The organism is Actinomadura pelletieri DSM 43383, assembly GCF_003634705.1.
Taxonomy (GTDB): Bacteria; Actinomycetota; Actinomycetes; order Streptosporangiales; family Streptosporangiaceae; genus Spirillospora; species Spirillospora pelletieri.
Map to the genome: position 1 here is coordinate 689598 of NZ_RBWU01000004.1, position 23148 is coordinate 712745.

The 23148-nt window shown below is 73.1% G+C and carries 18 protein-coding genes; 6 read left to right on the forward strand and 12 right to left on the reverse strand.

The features are described 5' to 3' along the window. The first annotated feature begins 25 nt into the window (after positions 1–25). Positions 26–2542: a flippase-like domain-containing protein gene (locus tag BZB76_RS21240; RefSeq protein ID WP_337959763.1), complete on the forward strand. Its 2517-nt coding sequence runs from the start codon at positions 26–28 to the stop codon at positions 2540–2542. A 38-nt stretch (positions 2543–2580) separates the two neighbouring features. Here BZB76_RS21240 and BZB76_RS21245 read toward each other — a convergent pair whose 3' ends face one another. From BZB76_RS21245 to BZB76_RS21285, 9 genes are all read right to left on the reverse strand, one after another. Next, positions 2581–3177, reverse strand: coding sequence for a MerR family transcriptional regulator (locus BZB76_RS21245; RefSeq protein ID WP_246007090.1), 597 nt, complete (start codon positions 3175–3177; stop codon positions 2581–2583). Between the two features lie 818 nt (positions 3178–3995). Next, positions 3996–4466 carry a bifunctional nuclease family protein gene (locus tag BZB76_RS21250; protein WP_121436088.1) on the reverse strand — a complete coding sequence of 157 codons (471 nt, stop codon included), beginning with the start codon at positions 4464–4466 and terminating at the stop codon, positions 3996–3998. 142 nt (positions 4467–4608) lie between these two features. Further along, positions 4609–5316 (reverse strand): transcriptional regulator FtsR, encoded by a 708-nt coding sequence (gene ftsR / locus BZB76_RS21255; protein ID WP_121436089.1) that lies wholly within the window; start codon positions 5314–5316, stop codon positions 4609–4611. 20 nt (positions 5317–5336) lie between these two features. Continuing rightward, positions 5337–5867, reverse strand: a complete 531-nt coding sequence (locus tag BZB76_RS21260) for an FHA domain-containing protein (RefSeq protein WP_121436090.1) — start codon at positions 5865–5867, stop codon at positions 5337–5339. A 308-nt stretch (positions 5868–6175) separates the two neighbouring features. After that, complete coding sequence (locus BZB76_RS21265; protein ID WP_121436091.1) at positions 6176–6871, reverse strand: DUF881 domain-containing protein; 696 nt, start codon at positions 6869–6871, stop codon at positions 6176–6178. Beyond that, positions 6868–7200: a small basic family protein gene (locus BZB76_RS21270; protein WP_121436092.1), complete on the reverse strand. Its 333-nt coding sequence runs from the start codon at positions 7198–7200 to the stop codon at positions 6868–6870. Before BZB76_RS21270 ends, BZB76_RS21265 begins: the two co-directional genes overlap by 4 nt. Positions 7201–7207: 7 nt before the next feature. Beyond that, on the reverse strand, positions 7208–8080 hold the full coding sequence (locus BZB76_RS21275) for a DUF881 domain-containing protein (protein WP_121436093.1): 873 nt from the start codon (positions 8078–8080) through the stop codon (positions 7208–7210). Between the two features lie 38 nt (positions 8081–8118). Next, positions 8119–9585 carry a sensor histidine kinase gene (locus BZB76_RS21280; RefSeq protein WP_246007091.1) on the reverse strand — a complete coding sequence of 489 codons (1467 nt, stop codon included), beginning with the start codon at positions 9583–9585 and terminating at the stop codon, positions 8119–8121. Beyond that, positions 9585–10277: a response regulator transcription factor gene (locus tag BZB76_RS21285; protein ID WP_121436094.1), complete on the reverse strand. Its 693-nt coding sequence runs from the start codon at positions 10275–10277 to the stop codon at positions 9585–9587. Before BZB76_RS21285 ends, BZB76_RS21280 begins: the two co-directional genes overlap by 1 nt. Positions 10278–10420: 143 nt before the next feature. Here BZB76_RS21285 and BZB76_RS21290 point away from each other — a divergent pair, with 143 nt between their 5' ends. After that, positions 10421–12586 (forward strand): MMPL family transporter, encoded by a 2166-nt coding sequence (locus BZB76_RS21290; protein WP_121436095.1) that lies wholly within the window; start codon positions 10421–10423, stop codon positions 12584–12586. A gap of 67 nt (positions 12587–12653) precedes the next feature. On the opposite strand, the gene BZB76_RS21295 is transcribed toward BZB76_RS21290, so the two are convergent. Beyond that, positions 12654–13292 carry a LysE family translocator gene (locus tag BZB76_RS21295; RefSeq protein ID WP_121436096.1) on the reverse strand — a complete coding sequence of 213 codons (639 nt, stop codon included), beginning with the start codon at positions 13290–13292 and terminating at the stop codon, positions 12654–12656. Positions 13293–13381: 89 nt separating this feature from the next. On the opposite strand from BZB76_RS21295, the gene BZB76_RS21300 reads away from it, so the two are divergent. The 3 genes from BZB76_RS21300 to BZB76_RS21310 all read left to right on the forward strand — a co-directional run bounded on the left by BZB76_RS21300 (position 13382) and on the right by BZB76_RS21310 (position 17986). Further along, positions 13382–14725, forward strand: a complete 1344-nt coding sequence (locus BZB76_RS21300; RefSeq protein WP_246007092.1) for an aminotransferase-like domain-containing protein — start codon at positions 13382–13384, stop codon at positions 14723–14725. 118 nt (positions 14726–14843) lie between these two features. After that, complete coding sequence (locus BZB76_RS21305; protein ID WP_121436098.1) at positions 14844–16445, forward strand: ABC transporter ATP-binding protein/permease; 1602 nt, start codon at positions 14844–14846, stop codon at positions 16443–16445. Positions 16446–16555: 110 nt separating this feature from the next. Then, positions 16556–17986 carry an aminotransferase class V-fold PLP-dependent enzyme gene (locus tag BZB76_RS21310; protein ID WP_211343103.1) on the forward strand — a complete coding sequence of 477 codons (1431 nt, stop codon included), beginning with the start codon at positions 16556–16558 and terminating at the stop codon, positions 17984–17986. Between the two features lie 54 nt (positions 17987–18040). On the opposite strand, the gene BZB76_RS21315 is transcribed toward BZB76_RS21310, so the two are convergent. Both BZB76_RS21315 and clsA read right to left on the reverse strand, forming a co-directional pair. Continuing rightward, on the reverse strand, positions 18041–20551 hold the full coding sequence (locus BZB76_RS21315; RefSeq protein WP_121436099.1) for a mannose-1-phosphate guanyltransferase: 2511 nt from the start codon (positions 20549–20551) through the stop codon (positions 18041–18043). Next, positions 20548–21240 (reverse strand): cardiolipin synthase ClsA, encoded by a 693-nt coding sequence (clsA, locus tag BZB76_RS21320; RefSeq protein ID WP_246007093.1) that lies wholly within the window; start codon positions 21238–21240, stop codon positions 20548–20550. Before clsA ends, BZB76_RS21315 begins: the two co-directional genes overlap by 4 nt. A gap of 233 nt (positions 21241–21473) precedes the next feature. Here clsA and BZB76_RS21325 point away from each other — a divergent pair, with 233 nt between their 5' ends. Then, entirely contained in the window at positions 21474–23135 is a 1662-nt protein-coding gene (locus BZB76_RS21325; RefSeq protein WP_211343104.1) for a serine/threonine-protein kinase, read from the forward strand. Positions 23136–23148 lie beyond the last annotated feature (13 nt).

A 23148-nucleotide genomic window follows, 5' to 3' on the forward strand; every position in this document is an offset into this window, starting at 1 on the left:
CGGAGGGTCAGCGCGGCGGTACGACGTGACGCCGGCCGGGGACGACACGCCCTCCCACGGCGCGCCCACCGACGACGCGCCGGGGCCCGGCGCGTCCCCGAGCGCTCCCGGGGGCGTCCGCGTGGACGAGCCCGCCCAACCCGACCGGATCCGCCGGCCCTCAGACGCGATCCGGTTCGCGGCGGCGCTGGCGGGGCTGGCGGTGGTGATGCTGCTGGTGTCGTTCGCGCAGCAGACGACGCAGGGACTGCAGACCGACATCGCCGAGGGCACCGCGCACGCGCCGCGGCTGCTGCTGTCGCTGGCGACGCTGGTGTCCAGCTTCGGGGTGCTGGCCGTCCCGATCGCGTTCGCGATCGAACGGCTGTTCCACAAGGACGGGACCCGTGTCGCGATCGCGCTGCTCGCCGCCATGATCGCGTTCGCGCTGACGGTGGGCCTGGACGACCAGGTCATGCGGGCCGCGCCCGGCGGCGTCCTGGACTCGCTGATCTGGGGCGGCACCGACACCGCCCCCCTCCACACCGACATCGCCCCCGTGATCGCGTTCGTGACCGCCGTGGGAATGGCGGGCCGCGCCCGGTGGCAGGCCGCGACCTGGGCGATGATCGGGCTCGCGGCGCTGACGGGCCTCACCGCGTCGTACGCCTCGGTCGCCGCGCTCGCCGCCACCTACTTCCTCGGCCGCGCCATCGGCCACGGCACCCTGTACGTGGTCGGCACCCCCAATCCACGGCCCTCCGGCCGGGCGGTCGTGGCGGCGCTGGAACGCCTCGGGTTGCGGGCGGAGCGGGCCGCGCGCCTCGACGACCCCGCCGACGACGCCGAGGAGGGCCGCCGGTACGGCGTCGTCCTCGCCGAACGTCCTGACCCCGGCCCCGATACCGGCCCCGCCGCCGGCTCCGACACCGACCGTGGCGACTGGGACGTCGTCCTGCACGTCCTCGACCGCGACCAGCAGACGGCGGGCCTGCTGTACCGGATGTGGCGGCTGCTGCGGCTGCGCGGCAGGACGACCGGGCGGGCGCTGCGGTCGCTGCGCCGGTCCCTCGAGCAGGAGACGTTGATGGCGTACGCCGTGGACGCGGCGGGCGCCCGCACCCCGCGCCTCGCCGGAACGTCCGAGGTCGGCACGCAGGCCGCGATGCTCGCCTACGCACACGTGCCGGGACGGCGGCTCACGGACGTCCCCGACGAGGAGGTCACCGACGACCTCCTGACGGACGTGTGGCGCCAGTTCCGCGCCCTGCAGGCGGCACGGCTCGCGCACCGGCGGCTCCAGGACGGCGCGGTCCTCGTCGGCGACGACGGCCACGCCTACATCACCGACCTGCGCGCCGGGGAGGTCGCGGCGGGCGACCTGGCGCTGCGGCTCGACCTGGCGCAACTGCTCACCACGCTGGCGCTGCGGGTGGGACCGGAGCGGGCCGTCCGCACCGCCGTGACCGTCCTCGGCGAGGAGGCCCTCGCCACGGCGGTGCCGCTGCTGCAGCGGGTGGCGCTGTCCCGGGCGACCCGGGCGGCGCTGCGGCACGACCGGGACCTGCTGTCCCGCATCCGGGAACAGATCGTCCGGCTGAAACCGGAGACGGAGGTCGCGCCCGCCCGGCTCGAACGCTTCCGGCTCCGCACCGTCGTCAGCATCGTGGCGCTGTCGATCGCCGCGTACATCGTCATCCCGCAGGTGGCGAGCCTGGACGTCGGGACGATGGCGTCCACGGCCAGCTGGCACTGGGTCCTCGTCGCGCTCGGCGCGGCGGCGCTCACCTACGTCGCGGCATCGTTCATGCTGATGGGCTTCGTCCCGGAGCGACTACCGCTCGGGCGGACCATCCTCGCCCAGCTCGCGGCGTCGTTCGTGAAGCTCGTGGCGCCCGCCGCGGTCGGCGGGGTCGCCGTCAACACCCGCTACCTGCAGCGTTCCGGGGTACGGCCGGGCCAGGCGGTCGCGAGCGTCGGCGCGTCACAACTCGTCGGCCTCGTCACCCACATCCTGCTGCTGGTCCTGTTCGGATTCCTCACCGGGTCGACGTCGCAGGCCACCCAGGACCTCGCACCGTCCCGGACGATCGTCATCGTGGTGCTGTCGCTGGGACTGCTGGCCGGGCTGGCGATGACCGTCCCCCGCGTCCGGCGGGAGGCCACATCACGTCTGAAGAGCATGTTCTCCGGGGTGGTGCCCCGCCTGCTGGACGTCCTGCAGTCGCCGAGGAAGCTCACCACCGGACTCGGCGGGACGCTGCTGCTGACACTGGCGTTCGTGCTGTGCCTGGACGCCTCGATCCGCGCGTTCGGCGGCGCACTGCCGTTGACGTCCGTCATGGTGGTCTTCCTCACCGCGAACGCGCTCGGCTCCGCCGCGCCCACACCCGGCGGTCTCGGCGCCGTCGAAGGCGCCCTCACCCTGGCGTTGACGATCTCGGGACTGTCCGCGGAGACGGCGACATCCGCCGTCCTGCTCTACCGCCTGCTCACACTGTGGCTACCGGTGCTGCCCGGCTGGGGCGCGTTCGCCTACCTCCAGCGCAAGGAAGCGCTGTGAGAACCGAAGAGCCGTCGATGGGGGGAAGCGCGGTGAACTCAACCGGTGCGGCGCGCACGGCGCCGGTTCGCCAGCTCGTCGTGCGGGTGGGCGTCGTCGCCCGTCGCGGCGCGCTCACCGGGCAGCTCCGCGAGACTGCCCTCCACCTCCTGCCACACCCGTCCCAACGCGATCCCGAACACGCCCTGCCCACCCTGCAGCAGATCGACGACCTCGTCCGCCGACGTGCACTCGTACACGCTCACACCGTCGCTCATCAACGTGATCTGCGCCAGATCCTGGACGCCGCGGTCACGCAGATGGGTCACCGCCGTACGGATCTGCTGCAACGACACCCCGGTGTCGAGAAGCCGCTTCACGACCTTCAGGACGAGAATGTCGCGGAAACTGTACAGCCGCTGACTCCCGGACCCGTGCGCCGACCGGACACTCGGCTCCACCAGTTTCGTGCGGGCCCAATAGTCCAGCTGCCGGTAGGTGATCCCCGCCGCCGCGCACGCCGTCGGGCCACGGTAGCCGACGTCCTCCGGTGGCACCGACACCCGCGTGTCGAAGAGCAGACCCTGCTCTCCGGCGCGCTGGGACGCCATATGCCTCTCGGGGGTCGCCTTGCCCTCGCCGCTGCTCACCGCCACGCGGACCTCCGGCTCCAAATCATCCCGTGGCGCTTCGTCAAGGGGGTTTGACGAAATACCACCACGGGTGTTCCACCAGCACGGAAGGTGCCGGTCAGGGTGTGGTCAACGTTCACTGTCGGCGCGTCGCATGCCCGGATGAAGCGGCTTCACGTGGGCAAACTACGCGCCTCCCACGCCAAACCCACTCCTACCCGTGTTGTCTGCAGTGCACTCCTCCTTCGGGCGCGGGGCGCCCTCCATCGTCGTGAACTGCGGTGCGATCGCTGCATCGCTCCGGCTCGCCTTGCGGCTCGCTGCGCGATCAGGTTCTCGCTTCGCTTGAACCTGCCTTCGGACGCGATCGCAACGGTTGGGGTTCGTGCGTGGTTGCGGCGGGGGCTGAGGTCGCCGCTTATGGGGCCTACGGTACGGCATTCGGTTCGGTGGGACACCATGAACGATCATGGTTGCCGAATCTTGATATCGACAGGAGCGGAGGGATGTGCCCGGTACCGCGGTTCGGGGGGTCGGAGCGTCCCCTCGGACGTGTTCCGTCCGTTGATCGCCGCGAGCGCCGCACCTGTCGACGTAGGGACGTCGTACACGGTCTGCTGGATGGCGCAGCCGGGCAGAACCAGGCCGTCCTCAAAGGCACGAACGCCACAAGGCGTCGGTAGGACGAGGTGGGCGGTGGGAAACCGGCCTCCTGCTGGCGGTGCAGTGGCCGCTCGGCCAGAGCGAACGCGACCATCGCGTGGACCGACGGCCCACCTGGCTATGGGAGGCGCCCAAGCGGGCGGGCTCCGTTTCCTCGGAGGGCGGGTGGGTCGGGGGTGTCAGCCGGCTCGGCCGAAGTCTTCGGGGGAGATCGTGTCGAGGAACTCGCGGAACTTCTCGACCTCGTCCTCCTGCTCGTCGGGGATGGCCACGCCGGCCTCTTCGAGGACGTCCTCGCTGGCGAAGATGGTGGCGCCGGTGCGCAGGGCCAGGGCGATGGAGTCGGACGGGCGGGCGCTCACCTCGACGCCGTTGGAGAAGACGAGGTCGGCGAAGAAGATGCCCTCGCGCAGCGCGGTGATGTTGACGGTGCGGAGCTGGACGCCGAGGGCGTCCAGGACGTCGCGGAACAGGTCGTGGGTGAGGGGGCGGGCGGGCAGCACTCCCTGCTGGGCGAAGGCGATCGCGGTCGCCTCGACGGCCCCGATCCAGATGGGCAGGTAGCGGTCGCCCTCCGTCTCCTTCAACAGGACGATGGGCTGATTGGAGGGCATCTCGACCCGGACGCCGACGACCTCCATCTGCTTCACTGCGACTCCCTGCCGGTTCTCGCTGTCTCGATCACCACGTGCAGCGGATCGATTCGTGACCGAACCCTGTAGCCAACGTACACCCCGGCCCGGACAGCTCGTGAGGCCGCGGGTCCGACAAAATCCTCCGCGGCGCACATGATCAGCGGTCGAGACTTTCGCGGAGGCCGGCGGAGACGAGCGCGGCGTGCAGTTTGACCGAGAGGGCGGCGATCTCGCGTGCGGTCGCGGCGGCCTGTTCGTGGGCGCCGCGGCTGCGGCGGCGCAGTTGCGGCGCGACCATCTGCTCGATGAGGCCCGCCTGGCGGTCGGCGGCGGCCTTGACGGCGCGCAGGTGCCGGACCTCGAAGCCGAACTCGCCGAGCGCGGCGGCGGCGCGCGCGATGTTCAGGGCGTCGCCCTCGTAGTGGGTGCCGGTCCGGCGGACGAGGCCGTACTCCTCCAGGCGGGCGAGCAGGGCCTCGTCGATGCCCGCGCCGTCGAGGAGCTGGCGGCGGGTGAGCCGGACCGCCGTTGCGTCCGCCGTGGTGTCGGCGGCGACGAGGGTGCGGGGGCGGCGCCGGTCGGCGCCGAGCGGCGGAACGTTCTCACCACGATCGCGGGCCTCGAGGTGCTGCCTGATGACGCGCAGCGGCAGGTAGTGGTCGCGCTGCGCGGTCAGGACGAACCGGAGCCGCTCCACGTCGGCGTCGCTGAACTTGCGGTAGCCGGACGGACTGCGCTGCGGTTCGACGAGGCCCTCCGACTCCAGGAACCGGATCTTGGAGATGGTGATGTCGGGGAAGTCGGGCCTGAGCAGTCCGAGGACGTCCCCGATCGTCATCGGGGACCGGGCTGGCTGCGGGTTCATGGCCCTCCCATCGTCGCCCGTCAGGCGTGCGCCGGGTTGGTCAGGAACACCAGCCGGAACTTGCCGATCTGCACCTCGTCACCGCCTGACAGGCCGGCGTGGTCGATCCGTTGCCGGTTGACATAGGTGCCGTTGAGGCTGCCGACGTCACGGACGGAGAACGTGCCGCCCTGGCGGACGAACTCGGCGTGCCGCCGGGACACCGTGACGTCGTCGAGGAAGATGTGGCTCTCGGGGTGCCTGCCCGCGGACGTGCGGTCCTGGTCGAGCAGGAAACGGCTGCCGGCGTTCGGGCCCCGCTTGACCACGAGCAGCGCGGTTCCCGGGGGAAGCGCCTCCATGGCCATCTGGTCGGGACCGAGCGACGGCTCCTCGGCGCCCGCGTCGGTGTCCAGCGCCTCGAACCCGCCGATGGAGATCGTGGACGTGGACTCGCCGGGCGACTCCCGGGGGGGCAGCGCGCTCCGCATGAGCGGAGTGCCGCAGTTGGAGCAGAAGCGGGCATCGTCCGGGTTGGCGTGACCGCACTGCGTGCAGTAGACGCTCGGCATCGATCGGCTCGGCCTCCTACCATCGGCGTGCCGCCCGTGCCCCGTCTCACAACGGGAGCCGCCGGCGCCACGCGCATCCTTCAAACCAACCCACGCCGGGGACCCGCCCCCGGACCACGGTCCAACTCACCGCCGTTCACGGGACGGTCGCCGCAACTTACGCGGGTATTACCCGAGGGGTCAACCTGAACGGTGAGCCGCCCGGACCAAACTACCTTCGTCGATGATCGCAGGTCTACGCCGCCGCGCGGACGCCCTGATCGCGACGCCCGAGCCCGGCGTCCGGCTCATCGCCTTCTCCGTACCCCCTATGACGACCGTATCGCGTCGACGGCGACTTTCGCGCGTGAGGCGATCGAGACGGTCGCGCCGGCGCCCCGCAACGTCCTGACCACGCCGCCCGGAATGTTCAGGGCCGTCGTCATCGTGTGCGCGTCGCCGATGGCGCGGAACCGGTACGGGGGAACGAGCGGTCGCCCATCGACCTGGACCCCGTTCCGGTCGTCCAGAAAGTAGGTGTCGACACCGACCCGGACGTCGTTGACCTGAATGACCTCGGCTCCGGCGTCGCGGAGCTCCTGCAGGACGTCGAGGAGGCCGAAGGCCGTGACACCACCGCGCGGATCGTAGATCATCATCTCGATGCCGGGACCCTCGGCCGGCAGGCTGCCCGCCAGCAGACCGTAGGCGGTCGCTCGTTCACGCGCCTCCTCCAGGGCGGTTCGTCCCTGGGCGTCCTGTTCCAGGCGGGCCTTGGTCTCTTCGAGTTCGCGGAGGTCGCCGCGCAGCCGCTCGGACCGCTGGCCCAGATCGGACAGGACGACGACGAGTTCGTCCTGGCGCGCGGTGGCGAAGGCGGTGTCGCGCTCGTTCGAGCGGATCTGCGCGACGACCGCGAAGCCGAGCACAAGGCACAGCAGCCCCCCGGCGAGCTGGCCGACGCTGACCCGCGGACGCAGCAGCGGCAGAAGTCCGCGCAGGCCGGTGGGCCGTTCGCCGGTCATGCGCCGAACAGCTTCCGCCGGATGCCCGCCGCGTTGGAGAAGATCCGGATGCCGAGGACGACCACGACGCCGGTGGACAGCTGCGAGCCGACGCCGAGCTTGTCGCCGAGGAACACGATCAGCGCGGCGATGACGGTGTTGCTGACGAACGACACCACGAACACCTTCTCGTCGAAGATCCCCTCCAGGCGGGCCCGGATGCCGCCGAACATGGCGTCGAGGGCCGCGACGATCGCGATCGGCAGGTAGGGCTCCAGCCAGAGCGGCACGTCCGGCTGGACCAACAGGCCCAGCGCCACGCCGATCACCAGTCCGATCAGCGCGATCACCGTTGGGTCACCCTCCCTCGCGTGGGGCCGCGTACCGCGGCCGGACGCCGCCCGCCGCGGGCAGTTCCACCGCGGACGCGCGGCGCGTGTCGTACCTGATCCGGTAACGCTCGTTCAGGTTCCGCAGCCGTCGGTCGGCGGCCGAGCCGGAGAACGCGGCGCGCAGCCGGCCGGGGTCCCCGACCGCCGTCACCTCGTAGGGGCGGCCGAGCGGCCGGTAGTCGACCAGGACGGCCTCCCCGGCGGCGCGGATCGCCGTCGTCGGCGTGAGCCGCTGCCCGTTGATCCCGATCGCCTCGGCGCCCGCCGCCCAGAGTCCGTTCACCAGGACCTGGAGGTCCTGATCATAGACCCGTCCGCCGCCGGCGGCGCGTCCGGCGGATTCGTCGCGCGGCGCGTCGTCGAGGGTGACGACCAGGCCTTTCCCTGCGGCGGGCGTGGCCGCCGCGGCGGCGGCCACGGCGGCGAGCCACCGGCGCAGTTCGCGGCCCGCGTCACTGTCGGCGAGGGCGGCGGCGCGGCGCCGCTCGTTCTCGGCGCGCAGCCGGTTCAGGCGGTGCTGGAGGGCGTCGGTCTCGGCGGTGCGGGCGTGGATCTCGCGGACGAGTCCGGCGCGCCGCTCGGCCGCCACGGACCGGTCGCGCCGCACCTCGGCCCCGGCGACCGCGATCAGCGTGCCGGCCAGGACGAGGACGAGCAGGACGCCGCCGCCCCGCAGCCGTGTCCGGGCCCGTGCAGGGGCGGCGTCGCCGGACCTGCGGGCCGCGGCCTCGGCGTAGCCGTGGTCGAGGACGTCGCCGCTGAACAGGTCGGCGAGAAGGGACATGGACGCGTCGGGGCGCCGCCACCCGTGCCGGTCGTCGTCCCGGTGTGCGCTCACCGGCCCATCATGGCCCGCCCGGGGTGCGAAGGCCGGGATCAGCGCGGCAGGGTGATCGCGAACACGGTGCCGCCACCGGGGGCGTCGGCGACGGAGGCACGGCCGCCGTGGGCCTCGGCGACGGCGGCGACGATCGACAGTCCGAGTCCGGACCCGCCGCGGTCGCGGGACCGGGACGGGTCGGCCCGGTAGAAGCGTTCGAAGACCCGCGCGCGGTCGGCGGGCGGAATTCCCGGGCCCTCGTCGGCGACCTCCAGGACCGCGTCTTCGGCGCGCCCGGACACCCGGACGGTCGCGGCCGTGCCCGGGGGCGTGTGGCGGCGGACGTTCGCCAGCAGGTTGTCCAGGACCTGCCGGAGCCGGGCGGCGTCACCGGTGACGACGACGGGGGCGTCCGCGTCCAAGGTGAGCGGGCGGTCCGGGTCGACGACGGTGGCGTCGGCGACCGCGTCGGCGGCGAGCGCGGCCAGGTCGACGGGCTCGCGTTCCAGCGGGCGGCCCTGGTCGAGGCGGGCGAGCAGCAGCAGCTCGTCGACGAGGCGGCTCATCCGCTCGGCCTCGGACTCGATGCGGCTCATCGCCTTGGCGAGGTCCTCCGGACGGTCCGCGGCGCCGCGGCGGAACAGTTCGGCGTATCCGCGGACGGTCGCGACGGGGGTGCGCAGCTCGTGGGAGGCGTCCGCGACGAAGCGGCGCAGCCGGTCCTCGGAGGCCTCCCGTTCCCGGAACGCCGCCTCGATCTGCGCGAGCATCCCGTTCAGCGCCTCGGCGAGCCGGCCCACCTCCGTGTTCGGGCCGGGCACGGCGAGGCGGCGGGACAGCTCGCCGTCCCCGATCCGCGCGGCGGTCGAGGCGATCTCCTCCAGCGGGCGGGTGGCCCAGCGGACGGCCCGCCACACCAGCAGCCCGACCCCGGCGAGCACCACGACCGTGACGATGGTCTGGGTGCCGAGGGTGCGGCCGAAGAACTCGTCCTGCTCGGTGGTGCGCATGGCGGTGACGAGGTAGTGCCGTCCGCCGGGGACCCACGCGGTGCGGACGAGCCAGTCGGGGCCCTCGTGCCCGAACGGGCCCTCGTCCGCCTCCTCGCCGGGGCGGGGACGGGCGTCGGTGCGGACGAACCGTTCCCCGTCGGGGTTGTCGTCGTGCGCCCGGTCCGGGCGCAGATCGTCCGGCAGCGGTGGCGCGTCGCCGAACGAGACCGTGTCCACGGTCGCGCCGTCGGCCCGGCGGACCTGCATGAACATCGGCAGTCCTCCGCCGTCGCCGGCGGCGCGCCACAACCGGTCCAGTTCCGAGGTGGCGGCGGGGAGCCGCGACCACGCGCCGCCGGGCCCGCCCTCGGCGAACAGCGCCGCCGCCTCGCGTCCGACCGCGGTCATCCGGCGGTGCTCGCTGTCGTTCTTCCAGTCGTTCAGCGCGGCGAAGCTCGACGCGCCCGCGATCAGCAGGCCGAGCGCGAGCAGGCCGAGCTGGGTCAGCAGGATGCGCCTGCGCAGCGACATCAGCCCTCCCGGGGCATGCGGAGGATGTACCCGACGCGCGGCACGGTGTGGATGAGCCGGGGGTCGCGGTCGTCGAGCTTACGGCGCAGGTAACTGACGTAGGTCTGGACGACGCCGTCGCCGCCGCCGAAGTCGTACTGCCACACGTGGTCGAGGATCTGCCGTTTCGTCAGCACGCGGCCCGCGTTGAGGAGCAGGTAGCGCAGCAGTTTGAACTCGGTGGGGGTGAGGTCGACCAGGAGGCCGCCGCGCCGCACCTCGTAGGTGTCCTCGTCGATCTCCAGGTCGGCGAACGACAGCCGGGCCCGCTCCCGCGTCCCGGGCCGGGTGCGGCGCAGCACGGCGCGGATCCGCGCGATCAGCTCCTCCAGGCTGAACGGCTTGGTCACATAGTCGTCGCCGCCGACCGTCAGGCCCTTGATCTTGTCCTCGGTGGCGTCGCGGGCGGTGAGGAACACCACGGGGGCCTCGCAGCCGTCGCGGCGCAGCCGGGCGCAGGCGTCCAGGCCTGAGCCGTCCGGCAGCATCACGTCCAGGACGATCAGGTCCGGGCCGAACCGGGCGACGCTCGCCAGCGCCTCGGCGCCGGACCCGGCCACGGCCGTCTCGAAACCCTCGTAGCGCAGCGCGGTCGCGACGAGGTCGGCGAGGTACGCCTCGTCGTCCACGACAAGGATCTTGGTGGGCGTCACGGTGCAAGTCTGTCCGGTGAGCCCTCCTTCGCGCACTGCGGGAACCCTGTGAATGACCTTGGAGTTCCCTGTGAACGCGGATTCCCAGGGAACTCCAAGACCGTTCACACGGCGCCGGAAGGGCGGGCCGCTGCCATGGGCGCATGGACAGATTCTCTGGATTCGTGCTGCGGCACCGGCTCCTGATCGCGCTGGTGTGGCTCGCCGCCGCGTGCGCCGGGGCGTTCGCCGCGCTGAACGTCCCCGACCGGCTCGTCGAGGACTTCGCGCCGCCCGGCTCGGCGGCGCGCGACGCCAACGCGGCGATCGTGGCGGAGTACCGGACGGGCGGCGACGCCAAACCCCTCGTGCCCGTGGTGAAGCTGCCCGCCGGGACGTCCGCGGACACGCCCGCCGTGCGCGAGGGCCTGCGCGCGGCGTTCGCGGCGGCCGGAAATCGGCTCGACGCCCGCGTCGTGTCGTACGCGGACACCGGTGACGTCCGCTTCACCGGCGACGGCGGCCGGACCGTCTACGGCCTCGTCTACCCGCAAATCGATCCCGGGGCGACCGAGTTCGACGAGGGGCCCGACCCGGTCGGACCGATCACCGAGGCGATGCGTCCGCTGCTGCCCTCGGGGACGGAGCTGCGCGTCACGAGCATGGACGGCCTGGAGGAGGAGGCCGGAAGTGAGGGACCGAGCGTCCTCACCGAGACCCTCGTCGGCGGGCTCGGGGCGCTCGTCGTCCTGGCGTTCGTGTTCGGGTCGGTGCTGGCGGTCGTGCCGCTCGTCATCGCGGTCGTGTCAATTCTCAGCTCGTTCCTGCTGGTCTACGCGCTCACCGGCGTCACCGAGGTGAACTTCATGGTGCAGTTCGTCGTGGCGCTCATCGGCCTCGGCGTCGCCGTCGACTACTCGCTGCTGCTGGTGACGCGGTGGCGGGAGGAACGGGCGCGGGGCCTGTCGACCGAGGACGCGACCCGGCGCGCCATGGCCACGGCCGGGCACGCGGTGGTGTTCAGCGCGGCCGCCGTCGCGATCGGGCTCGTCGCGATGCTGGTCGTGCCGGTCGCGTTCCTGCGCAGCGTCGCGTACGGCGGTGTGATCATCCCGGCGGTGAGCGCGCTGGTGACGCTGACGCTGCTGCCGGTGACGCTCGTCACGGTCGGGCCCGCCCTCGACCGGATCGCGCCCCGGTGGCGGAGCGACGGCGCCCGCGCCGGGCGGGCCTGGACGGGCTGGGCCCGGCGGGTCGTCCGGTTCCGGACCCCGGCGGCCTTGGCGGCGCTGGCCGTGCTCGGGGGTCTGGCGTTCGCCGCGCTGGGCCTGAACCTCGGGGAGCCGAGCAGCGGCGCCCTGGCGAAGTCGGGGCCCGCCTACGAGGGGCTCGCCGACCTGCGCCGCGCCGGTGTGCCGTCCGGTGTCCTCACGCCGGTGGACGTGCTGCTGCCCGTGGGCGCGGGCGCGGACCCGGCGGCGACCGCGGCGGAGCTGCGCGCCCTGCCGGGCGTGCACGCGGTCGCCGCGCCCGCCGGGGACGCGTGGCGGCGGGGCGGGACGGCGCTGGTGACCGTGCTGCCCGTCGCCGAGGGCGGCACGGACGCCGGCAAGGACGTCGTCAAGGCGGTCCGGGACGCGGTGCCGCCGGGCGCGCGGGTCGGCGGTGAGACCGCGAACGACATCGACTTCGTCTCCAAGGTGTACGGGACGTTCCCGTTGATGCTCGCGCTGATCTGCGTGCTGACGTTCGTCCTGCTCGCCCGCGCCTTCCGTTCGCTGCTCCTGGCGGTGAAGGCGGTGCTGCTCAACCTGCTGTCGCTGGCGGCGGTCCTCGGCGCGATCGCCCTGGTGTGGCAGCAGGGGCACGGCAGCGACCTGGTGTGGGGCATCTCGGCGACCGGGTCGATCGCCTCGTTCGTCCCCGCGATGGTCTTCGCGTTCCTGTACGGACTCTCGATGGACTACGAGGTGTTCATCCTGGCCCGGCTGCGGGAGGAGTACGACCGGACCGGGTCGACCGAGGCCGCCGTCGTCGAGGGCCTCGGCCGGACCGGACGGCTGGTGACGAGCGCGGCGCTGATCCTGTTCCTCGCCTTCGCCTCGCTCGCCGCCGCCCCCATCGTCGAGGTGAAGATCTTCGCGACCGGGCTGGGGATCGGCATCCTGCTGGACGCGACCGTGGTGCGGGCGCTGCTCGTTCCCGCGATGGTCTCGCTGTTCGGCCGGTGGAACTGGTGGCTGCCCGGGTGGGCCGCCCGCGTGCTGCGCGTGCCCGCGTCGCCGTTGCCGTCGTCCGACGAACGGGAACGCGTTCCGATCCCCGCCTGAGCCCCGCCCGAGCCCGACCCGAGCCCGACCCGAGCCCGGCCCGCTGACCGCCCGCGCGAGGCGGCGGTCAGTGGGCGGCGGGGCGGGTGACGCCGATCTGGACGGCGAGCCCGGCGAGCGCCGACCCCATGAGGTAGCGCTGGACCCGCCGCCAGCCGGGCCGCCGGGCGAGGAACACCGCGACGCCGCCCGCGCCGAGCACGATCAGGGCGTTGACGGTGACCGCGATGGTGATCTGGATGAGACCGAGCTGCATGATCTGGAAGGGGACGTGCCCCCGGTCCGGGTCGACGAACTGCGGCAGCAGCGCCACGTACAGGATGGCGATCTTCGGGTTGAGCAGGTTCGTCACCAGGCCCATGGCGAACAGGCGGCGCGGCCGGTCGGCGGGCAGGTCCTTCGGGACGAACGCCGATGTGCCGCCCGGCCGCAGCGTCTGCCAGGCCAGCCACAGCAGGTACGCCACGCCCCCCACCTTGATCGCCGTGTACAGCGCGGGGACGAGCGTGAAGACGACGGTGATCCCGGCGATGGCGGCCGTGACGTAGACGAGGAACCCGGCCGCGACGCCGGCCAGCGAGATCAGCCCGGCGCGGCGGCCCTGTGTCACCGACCTCGACACCAGATAGATCATGTTCGGGCCGGGGCTCAGCACCAGCCCGAGGGCGAACAGGGCGATCGCCGCCATCGCACCGGTCGAGATCATGACACTCCTCAGTCGTCGATGTGCTCCGATGCTAGACAGTCGAGTAATCTCAGTGCAATATTTAGATTGCTCTCGGTGCAATCGGAGGTGTGGTGGAGGACTACCGGCGCGTCGCGGACGAGGTGGCCGCCGACATCGCGGCGGGACGGCTGCGGCCCGGCGACCGGCTGCTCCCCCAGCGCGACTTCGCGCGCGGGCGCGGTATCGCGCCCTCCACGGCGGCCCGCGTGTACCGGGAGCTGGGGCGGCGCGGCCTCGTCGTCGGGGAGGTGGGGCGCGGCACCTTCGTCCGCGCGGCGGACCGTCCGGGCGTCCCGGCGTTGGCCGAGCCCGGGGACGCGCGCGTGGATCTGGAGCTCAGCCATCCCGTGGTGGCCGAGCAGGAGGCGCTGCTGGCCGCCGGCATGGAACGGCTGCTGCGGCCGGACGTCCTCGGGGCGTCGCTCGGCCCGGTCGGCGTCGCGGGCACGCCCGCGGCCCGGGAGGCGGCGGCGACGCTGCTCGCCGTGCCCGGCTGGCGCCCCGACCCCGCAGGCGTCCTGTTCGCCGGGAACGGGCGGCAGGCCATCGCGGGCGCCGTCGCCGCGCTCGTGCCGCCGGGCGGCCGGCTCGCGGTCGAGGCGCTGACCTATCCGGTGATCAGGGGCATCGCGGCACGGCTCGGCGTGACGCTCGTCCCCGTCGCCGCCGACGGGGACGGGCTGTGCCCGGACGCGCTCGCCGACGCCCACCGGGCCGCCCCGCTGAGCGCGGTGTACCTGCAGCCCACGCTGCACAACCCGTGCGCAACGACGATGCCGTCCCGGCGTCGCACCGAGCTGGCAGACACCCTCGAACGACTCGGTCTCCACGCGGTCGAGGACCGCGTCTGGGCGTTCCTCCCCGAGGACGGTCCGGCGCCCCTGGCGTCGGTGGCCACGGACCGCACGATCGTCGTCGACAGCCTCTCCAAGCGCCTCGCCCCGGGGTTGAGCGCCGGGTTCGTCGTCCCGCCCACCGCGCTGGCCGGGCGCGTCGCCGGGGCCCTGCGGTCCGGCGCGTGGGCGCCCGCCGGTTTCGCGCTGGCGGCGGCGTCCGGCTGGATCGCCGACGGGACCGTCGACAAGGTGGTCGAGGCCAAACGCGCCGACGCCGAGGCCCGCCACCGGATCGCCGCCGAGCACCTTCCGGGCGCCGTGTCCCGGTCGGGCCCGCCGTCCTACTTCTGCTGGTGGGAGCTGCCGCCTCCGTGGCGCGCCGACACCTTCGTCGCCGCGGCGGCACGGCACGGGATCGCGGTGACGCCCGCCGCCGCCTTCGCCGCCGGAACGAACGCCGCTCCCCGCGCCGTCCGCGTCGGCCTGGCGTCCCCGCCCCCGGACGTCCTCGCCCGCGCCCTCGACACCCTCGCCGGGATCGCCGCCGGATCGCCCGAGGACGCGGCCGTCGACTGACCGCACCCGGCCTGACGGAGCCTGGACCGGCGCGGGGTGATCGTTCATCGTGGCCTGAAGGGGACCGGGGTCCGACGCGGCGGGCGCGGGGGGCCGCCCCCGGGTGGGAGCGGGACGGATGATCGAGGTCCGGGGTGTGGGGCAGCGCGCGGGCGGGCGGCGGACGCTGCGGGACGTGTCGCTGACGATCGGCACCGGCGAACTCGTCGCGATCATCGGGGGCAGCGGGGCGGGGAAGACCACCCTGCTCGACGCCATCGCGGGCGTGCGGCCACCCGCGGAGGGAGAGGTCGGCCACGACGGGGACGCGGGCACGCTGGGTTACGTGCCGCAGGACGACATCGTCCATCTGGAGATGCCGCTGCGGCGCACGCTACGGTACGCGGCCGGGCTGCGGCTACCGTCCGGAACGCCGCCGGAGGAGCTGGACGAGGCCGTCGACGCGGCGCTGGCGGCGCTGGCGCTCACCGACCGCGCCGGGCAACGCGTCGGATCGCTGAGCGGAGGGGAGCGCAAACGCGCCAGCATCGCCGTCGAGTTGCTGACCGGGCCCCGGGTGTTCTTCCTCGACGAGCCGACGTCGGGGCTGGACCCGGCGTCGGCGGCCGGGCTGATGCGGCTGCTGCGCGGCCTGGCCGACACGGGAACGACCGTGGTCCTCACGACGCACCATCCACCGGACGTCGCGGTGTGCGACCGGGTGGCCGTCCTCGCCCTCGACGGAACGCTGGCCTTCCACGGGACACCTGACGAGGCGCTCGACCACTTCCAGGCCAAGGCGTTCGAGGACGTCTACCTTCGTCTGGCCGATGTCCGGCCGAGCCGGGTGGACCGCGGGCGCCCGGACGGTGACGCTTCCTCCCGCACCAGCGCGGCGGTCCGGCGGGACGGCGGCCGACCGATCGGGGCGTGGCGGCAGTGGGCGCTGCTCACCCGGCGGAACGCCGACCTGCTGACGCGGAGCAGGCTGACGCTGGCCGTGCTGGTCGGCTCGCCGGTCATGGTGCTGGCGATGTTCGCGGTGCTGTTCCGGCCAGACGCGTTCTCGCCGGGATCCCCGAGTCCCGGCGCGACGGTGATGATCCTTTTCTGGATCGCGTTCGGCGGGTTCTTCTTCGGCCTCACCTACGGTCTGTCGCAGATCTGCACGGAGCTGCCGGTGCTGCGACGCGAGCGGCTCACGGGGCTGCGGATCGGCCCGTACGTGCTGGCGAAGGTGGCGGTGCTGCTGCCACTGCTCGCCGTGGTGGACGCCCTGATGCTCGGCGTCCTGCGCGCGCTGGACCGGCTGCCCGCACTGGGGTGGGGCGCGTACGGGGAGGTGTTCGTCACGCTGGTGGCATGCTCCCTGGCGGCGCTGGCGCTGGGACTGCTGGTGTCCGCGGCGGTCACGGATCCGACGCAGGCCACGATGGCGCTGCCGATGCTGTGCTTCCCACAGGTGCTGTTCGTGGGCGCGATCCTGCCCGTCCCGGTGATGGCGGCGCCGGGACGGTGGCTGAGCCACGCGATGTCCAACCGGTGGGCGTTCGAGGGCCTCGGCCACAGCCTGGGTGTCGAGCGGCTGTGGGGGTCGGGCCGTTCGCCGCTGGGGCCGCCGCTGCTCGCCTCGTACGGCGACACGTTCGCGCGGGCCGTGGCCGTCGACTGGGCGGTGCTGGGCGGGTTCACGGTGCTGTTCCTCGCGGGAACATGCCTGGTCCTCGCCCGGCGAACCTGACAAACATTCGATAGTGGTCCGAAATTGGTCAGACAACACCCTTGTCGACGATCTCCGTATTTCGGACCGTTTTCTCGGAGAGTGTGGCTTACTGCATGCGGGGGTGCGTCATGACCGCTCTGTCCGACTGCCATCGGGCCGCCCGGGGGAACACCATGGCCGGCTACGAGGACACGCGACGCCTGGACGAGCTCCGCGCCACCGAGTACCGCCACCTCGACGAGCACGGACAGACCTACCTCGACTACACCGGATCGGGCGTGGCCGCCGCCGCCCAGCTCCGCGCGCACGTCGAGCGGCTGTCCGGCGGCTGCTACGGCAACCCGCACTCGGAGAACCCGGCGTCCAGCGCGTCCACGGTTCTCATCGAGCGGGCGCGGACGGCGATCCTGGACTTCTTCAACGCGTCCCCGGACGAGTACGCGGTGGTGTTCACCCAGAACGCCAGCGGGGCGTGCAGGCTGGTCGGCGAGGCGTACCCGTTCGGGCGCGGCGACCGGCTCGTCCTCACCGGCGACAACCACAACTCCGTCAACGGGATCCGCGAGTTCGCGCGGGCACGCGGCGCCGAGGTCGCGCACGTTCCCGTCCGCGGCCCGGAACTGCGGGTCCCCGGCGAGGAGGTCCGCGCCGCGCTCACGGGCCGCCGCGGTCTGCTGGTGTTCCCCGCGCAGAGCAACTTCACCGGCGTGCAGCACCCGCTGGACTGGATCGACGAGGCCCACGACCACGGCTACGAGGTGCTGCTGGACGCGGCCGCGTTCGTCCCCGCCAACCGCCTCGACCTGAGCCGGACACGCCCCGACTTCGTCCCGGTGAGCTGGTACAAGGTCTTCGGGTACCCGACCGGCGTCGGCTGCCTGGTCGCGCGGCGGGACGCGCTGGCCCGGCTGCGGCGGCCCTGGTTCGCGGGCGGAACGATCCAGGCGGTCAGCGCCCTCGGCGGCTGGCACGTCCTCGCGCCCGACGAGACGGCGTTCGAGGACGGCACCCTGAACTTCCTGGCGATCCCGGACGTCGAGTTCGGCATCGGCTGGGTCCAGGCCATCGGCATGGACCTCATCCACCGCAGGGTCGGCCACCTGACGTCCCTGCTGCTGCGGGGCCTGGCGACCCTGCGCCACTCCGACGGCTCCGCCATGATCAGGCTGTACGGGCCGGACGGCACGGACCGGCGCGGCGGGACCGTCGCGTTCAACGTCCTCGACGCCCGCGGCGCCGTCGTGGACGAGCGGATCGTCGCCCGGGACACCGCCGCCGCGGGCATCTGCGTCCGCACCGGCTGCTTCTGCAACCCCGGCGCCGGAGAAGGCGCCTTCCGGATCCCCGAACGGGCGCTGCGCCGCACCGCGCACACGCGGACCCGGACGCTCGACGACTACCTCGACGTGCTCGGCCTGCCCAGCGGAGGCGCCGTCCGCGCGTCCCTCGGCCTCGTCTCGAACGTCGCGGACGTCGAACGTCTCATCGGGTTCCTGGACGCCGCATACCGGGACCGGGAACCGGACGCCACGGGCTTACGACCCCGCGAACGCTGCTGACCCCGGTCACCCCTGCCCCTGGTCACCCCTGCCCCTGGTCACCCCTGCCCCTGGTCACCCTCGTGCCCCGGAGGCCGCGCGTTCGACCACGGCCGCCCACTCCTCCAGCAGCGCCTGCGCGGCGTCCACGCCCGGTCCCTCGGCCCACAGGTGGGTGACCGCCTCCGCCGGGTCGGGCAGGACGAGGACCCAGCGGCCGTCCTCCACGACGACGCGGACCCCGTCGGTGGTGTCGATCGGGCGGTCCCCCGCGGCCTCCACGACGTGCCGCATCACGCCGCCCTTCGCCGCCCACGGCGTCGGGACGGAGCGGCGGAGCAGGTGCGCCGCAGGGATGCGGCGGTCGATCCGCGACAGCGTCAGCCGGGTCCGCGCGACGAGCCCGACGAGCCGGACGAACGCCGCGATCCCGTCGACGGTGCCGCTGAACTCGGGCATCAGGAACCCGCCGCGCCCATCGCCCGCGAAGATCACGCCGGGTCGCGCCGCGGCCTTGGTGAGCACGTCCTGCGATGTGGCCATCCACTCGACCTCGACGCCGTGGAACCGGCACACCCGCTCGGCGACCCGCGTCGTCGTCACCGGCAGCACGACGCGTCCGCCGCGCCGCTCGGCCGCGACGAGGTCCAGCATGACGAGCAGCGCGCGGTCGTCGCCGACCAGTTCCCCGTTCTCGTCCACGAGCGAGATCCGCTCCCCGACCGGGTCGAACCGGACCCCGAACGCGGCCCGTGACGAGGAGACGAGTTCGCCGAGCCGTTCCAGGTCCCGCATCCGCTCGGCGAGCGTCTCGGTCGGGTCGGCCTCGTCCAGCCCGGCGTTGCGGGTGAGGACCTCCACGCCGACCTTGCCGAGCAGGCTCGGCAGGACCAGCGACGCGACCCCGCCCGCGCAGTCCAGGACGATCTTCAGCCCGGCCTCGCGGACCCCGCGGATGTCGACGCGCCGCAGCAGGTCGCGGGTGTAGGTCTCCACGACGCGCGGCGGATAGGTCAGCTCGGCGATCTCGCCGGGGAACGCGCGGCGGTACTCCTGCCGGGCGAAGACGCGGGCCAGCCTGCGCCGCGCGGACTGCGACAGGTCGGCGCCGTCCGGGTCGAGGAACACGATGTCGACGCCCTGCGGGTCGCCGAGGGTGGTGCGCAGGTAGACGCCGCCGACGGCGTCCTCGCGTCCGGTCTCGAACCGGGCGACGGTCAGCGGCGTCGCCTCCAGGTCGCGGACGTTGATCGCGCTCGCGGTGAGGGCACTGTTCACCGCGCGTTTCAGGGTGCGGGCGGCACGGGAGACGTCACGCCCGGTGACGACGGTCGTGCCCTTCTTCAGCGTCGTCGCGTAGGCGCTGGCCAGCCGTACCGCGAGTTCCGGCGTGATCTCGACGTTGACCAGACCGGACACGCCGCGCGGCCCGAACGGGTCGCGCTGCCCCCGCGACTCCCAGATCACGCTGGTGTTGACGACCGCGCCCGCCTCGATCGTCTTGAACGGGTACACCTTCACACCGCTGGAGACGTACGCCTCCGCCTCGATCACGCACTCGTCGCCGATGACCGCGCCCTCCTCGACACGGGCACCGGCCATGATGTCGGTGTTCTTGCCGACCACGCAGCCGCGCAGCGTCGTGGACGGCGCGACGAACACGTTGTCGTGGACGACGGCGCGGTGCAGGAACGCGCCCTCCTTCACGACGACGTTGCTGCCGAGGACGGTGTACTCGCGTAACTCGGCGCCCGCCTCGACCTTGGCGTAGTCGCCGATGTAGAGGGGGCCCTTCAGGACGGCCTCGGCGTCCACCTCGGCGCCCTCGGCGACCCACACGCCCGGTGACACCTCGAACCCGTCCAGGTCGACGTCGACCTGCCCGGACAGCAGGTCGCCCTGCGCCTTGAGGTAGCTGGCGTGGGTGCCGACGTCCTCCCAGTAGCAGTCGGCGACGTACCCGAACAGCGGGGCGCCCTCGTCCAGCAGGGCCGGGAACACGTCACCGGACCAGTCGACCGGCCCGCCCGACGCGACATGGTCCAGGACCTCCGGCTCCATCACGTAGACGCCGGTGTTGACGGTGTCGGAGAACACCTGACCCCACGTGGGCTTCTCCAGGAACCGCCGGACGCGGCCGTCGCCGTCGACGATGATGATCCCGAACTCCAGCGGGTCGGGCACCCGTTTCAGCCCGATCGTGACGAGCGCGCCGGTCCGCTCGTGGAACCGCACCATGTCGGTCAGGTCGATGTCGGTGAGCGCGTCCCCGGAGATCACCAGGAACCGGTCGTCGCGCAGCGCCTCCGCGGCGTTCTTCACGCTGCCCGCGGTGCCGAGCGGAACCTCCTCCGTCGCGTAGCTCAGCGACATGCCGAGCTCCTCGCCGTCGCCGAAGTAGTTGCGGACCAGCGCGGCGAGGAACTGGACCGTGACGACGGTCTCGCCGAACCCGTGCCGCTTCAGCAACCGCAGCACATGCTCCATGATCGGCCGGTTGACGAGCGGAAGCAGGGGCTTCGGCTGGTTGGCGGTCATCGGACGCAGCCGCGTCCCCTCGCCTCCCGCCATCACGACGGCCTTCATCGGGAGGTTTCCGCTCCCTCCTGTCCGCCCGCCGGATCGGCCGCGGGCGCCGCGCCGGATCCCGGCGGCGCGTCGGACCCCGGCGACGGGTCGGCGGCCGGGGGCGAGCCGCGGCCCGCCACCATCAGCTGCCGGGTCTGCGTCCAGTACAGGACGGCCGCCCACCAGTACAGGCCCGCGCCCCAGATCGCGAACGACCAGCCGATCACCTTCGCCGTGGTCGCCGCCGCGCCGTCATGGTCGCCCAGCAGGAGCAACGGGAACGCGTACAACAGGCACATCGTGCCCGCCTTGCCGATGAAGTGGACGGGCAGCGTGCCGCTGTATCCGAGCCGCCGGACGATCGGCGCGATCGGCACGATCACGACCTCGCGGGCGACGAGCAGCACCACCAGCCACAGCGGGATGATCTCGCGGATCGTCAGCCCGATCAGCGTCGCCAGAATGTAGAGCCGGTCGGCGGCGGGATCGAGCATCATGCCGAGCTTGCTCGTCTGGTTCAGGATCCGCGCGACCTTGCCGTCCAGCCAGTCGGACAGGCCCGCGAACACCAGCAGGCCGAGCGCCCACCAGTCCGCCTCGATCAGGACGAGCCACAGGAACAGCGGCACGCCCACCAGACGGGCCAGACTCAGGCTGTTCGGCACCGTGAAGATCCGGTCCTGCGTGGCTTCCCGCTCTGTGCTCACCGACGCGCTCGCCTCCCCTGGTCCCCTCGATCCTGACCTTATCGGTAAGGATTTTGAAAGACCCCGAGGGTGCGGCCCCGTGACCCGGGCGAACGACATCACGCGCGCGACCGGAATCGGCCCCGCCCGAAACCGCCGCCAACAAAACCCGTCCGGGCGGCGTCTGCTTCACTGAAAATGATCTCTCCGGACGCTCCGGCCCGGTCCGGGGCACGCCCCAGAAGGATGTCGCGTTGGGTCCACTTCAGGACGACGATCCGCGCAGGGTGGGCGCGTACACGCTGTCGGCGCGCCTGGGCGGCGGCGGGATGGGCCAGGTGTTCCTCGGCCGCTCCCCCGGCGGACGGCCCGTGGCGGTGAAGCTCGTGCGGCCGGAGTACGGCGACGACCCGCATTTCCGGCGCCGGTTCGCCACGGAGATCGAGGCGGCCCGCCGGGTCGGCGGGTTCTTCACCGCGCAACTGGTCGACGCGGACCCGCACGCGGAGCGGCCATGGCTGGTCACCGCGTACGTGCCGGGACCGTCGCTGCAGTCGGCGGTGGACGAGCAGGGGCCGCTGCCGGTCCGCGCGGTCCGCGTCCTCGGGGCGGGGCTCGCGGAGGGGCTGATGGCCGTGCACGCCTGCGGGCTGGTGCACCGCGACCTCAAGCCCGGCAACGTGATCCTGGCGCCGGACGGCCCCCGGGTCATCGATTTCGGCATCGTCCGGGCGCTGGAGGCCACGTCCGGCACCGCCACCGGCGCGATCACCGGCACCGTCGCGTACATGTCGCCCGAGCAGGCCCGCGCGGACAAGGAGATCGGGCCCGCCGCGGACGTGTTCGCGTTGGGCTCGGTCCTGGTGTTCGCGTCCACCGGCGCCGCCCCCTTCGGCCGCGGTCAGGCGCACACGGTGCTGTACCGGATCGTCCGGGAGGACCCCGACCTGGACGCCGTCCCGGCCGAGCTGCGCGACCTGGTCGCCGCGTGCCTGGCCAAGGACCCCGCGGACCGTCCGGCGCTGCCGGAGGTGCTGGAGCGGTGCGCGGGCGCCGCGGGCGACGACTGGCTGCCGCCCGGCGTCCTCGCGATGGCCTCCGCCATGAACCCGGCCATGAACCCCGCCATGAACCCGGCCCTGAACCCGGCGGTGCCGAGCGCGGGTCCGACCGAGGTCGACCCGACCACGCCCGCGCCACCCGCGCCGCGCAGAGGCGGAAGGTCGCCCGTCAGGTGGGTCCTCGGTGGTGTCGCGGGGGTCGTCGCCGTGGCGTCGCTGGTGGCGGCCCTCGTCCTCGTGGCGCTGGACCGGGACGAGTCGAAGGGCTCCACGGCGGACGAGCCGTCCTCGTCCCGGCAGGCGGGGGCGGTCTCGCCGGTGGCGGGGCGGATCGAGGACGCGGCGGCCGGGATCTCCTACGCCCGGTTCCGCGGGCCGTGGGTGACGGCCGGCGGGGCCTGGAAGAAGCCGGGGATGTTCACCAGCGGGCAGATCGCGCCGCTGCCGCGGCGCAACGGCGACTCCACCTTCAACGCGACCTCCCTGGCCGGGGTGCCGAGGGACGCCGAGAGCCGCGGCTACACCGGCCCCCGTGACCTCGCCGCCGTCGCGGCCCGCGTGAAGACGCGGGTCATCGGCGAACTGTTCACCGTCCAGCACACCGAGACCACGCTGCGGTCAGGTCCGGTGGACGTGAACGGCGGGGGCAAGGGCTGGCTGGAGAAGGTCCGGTTCGACTTCCCGCAGGCCAAGGCCAACGGTTGGCCGGTGACGGGCGACACGATGGCGCTGCTGGTCGTCGACCGGGACGGCGCGGACGGCGGACGGCCGGGCCTGCTGCTGTTGTCGATTCCCGACACCTTCGCCCACCCGGGCGACCTCGACCTGATCCTCACCTCGGTCCGCGTGCTGTGAGCCGCAGCCCCGG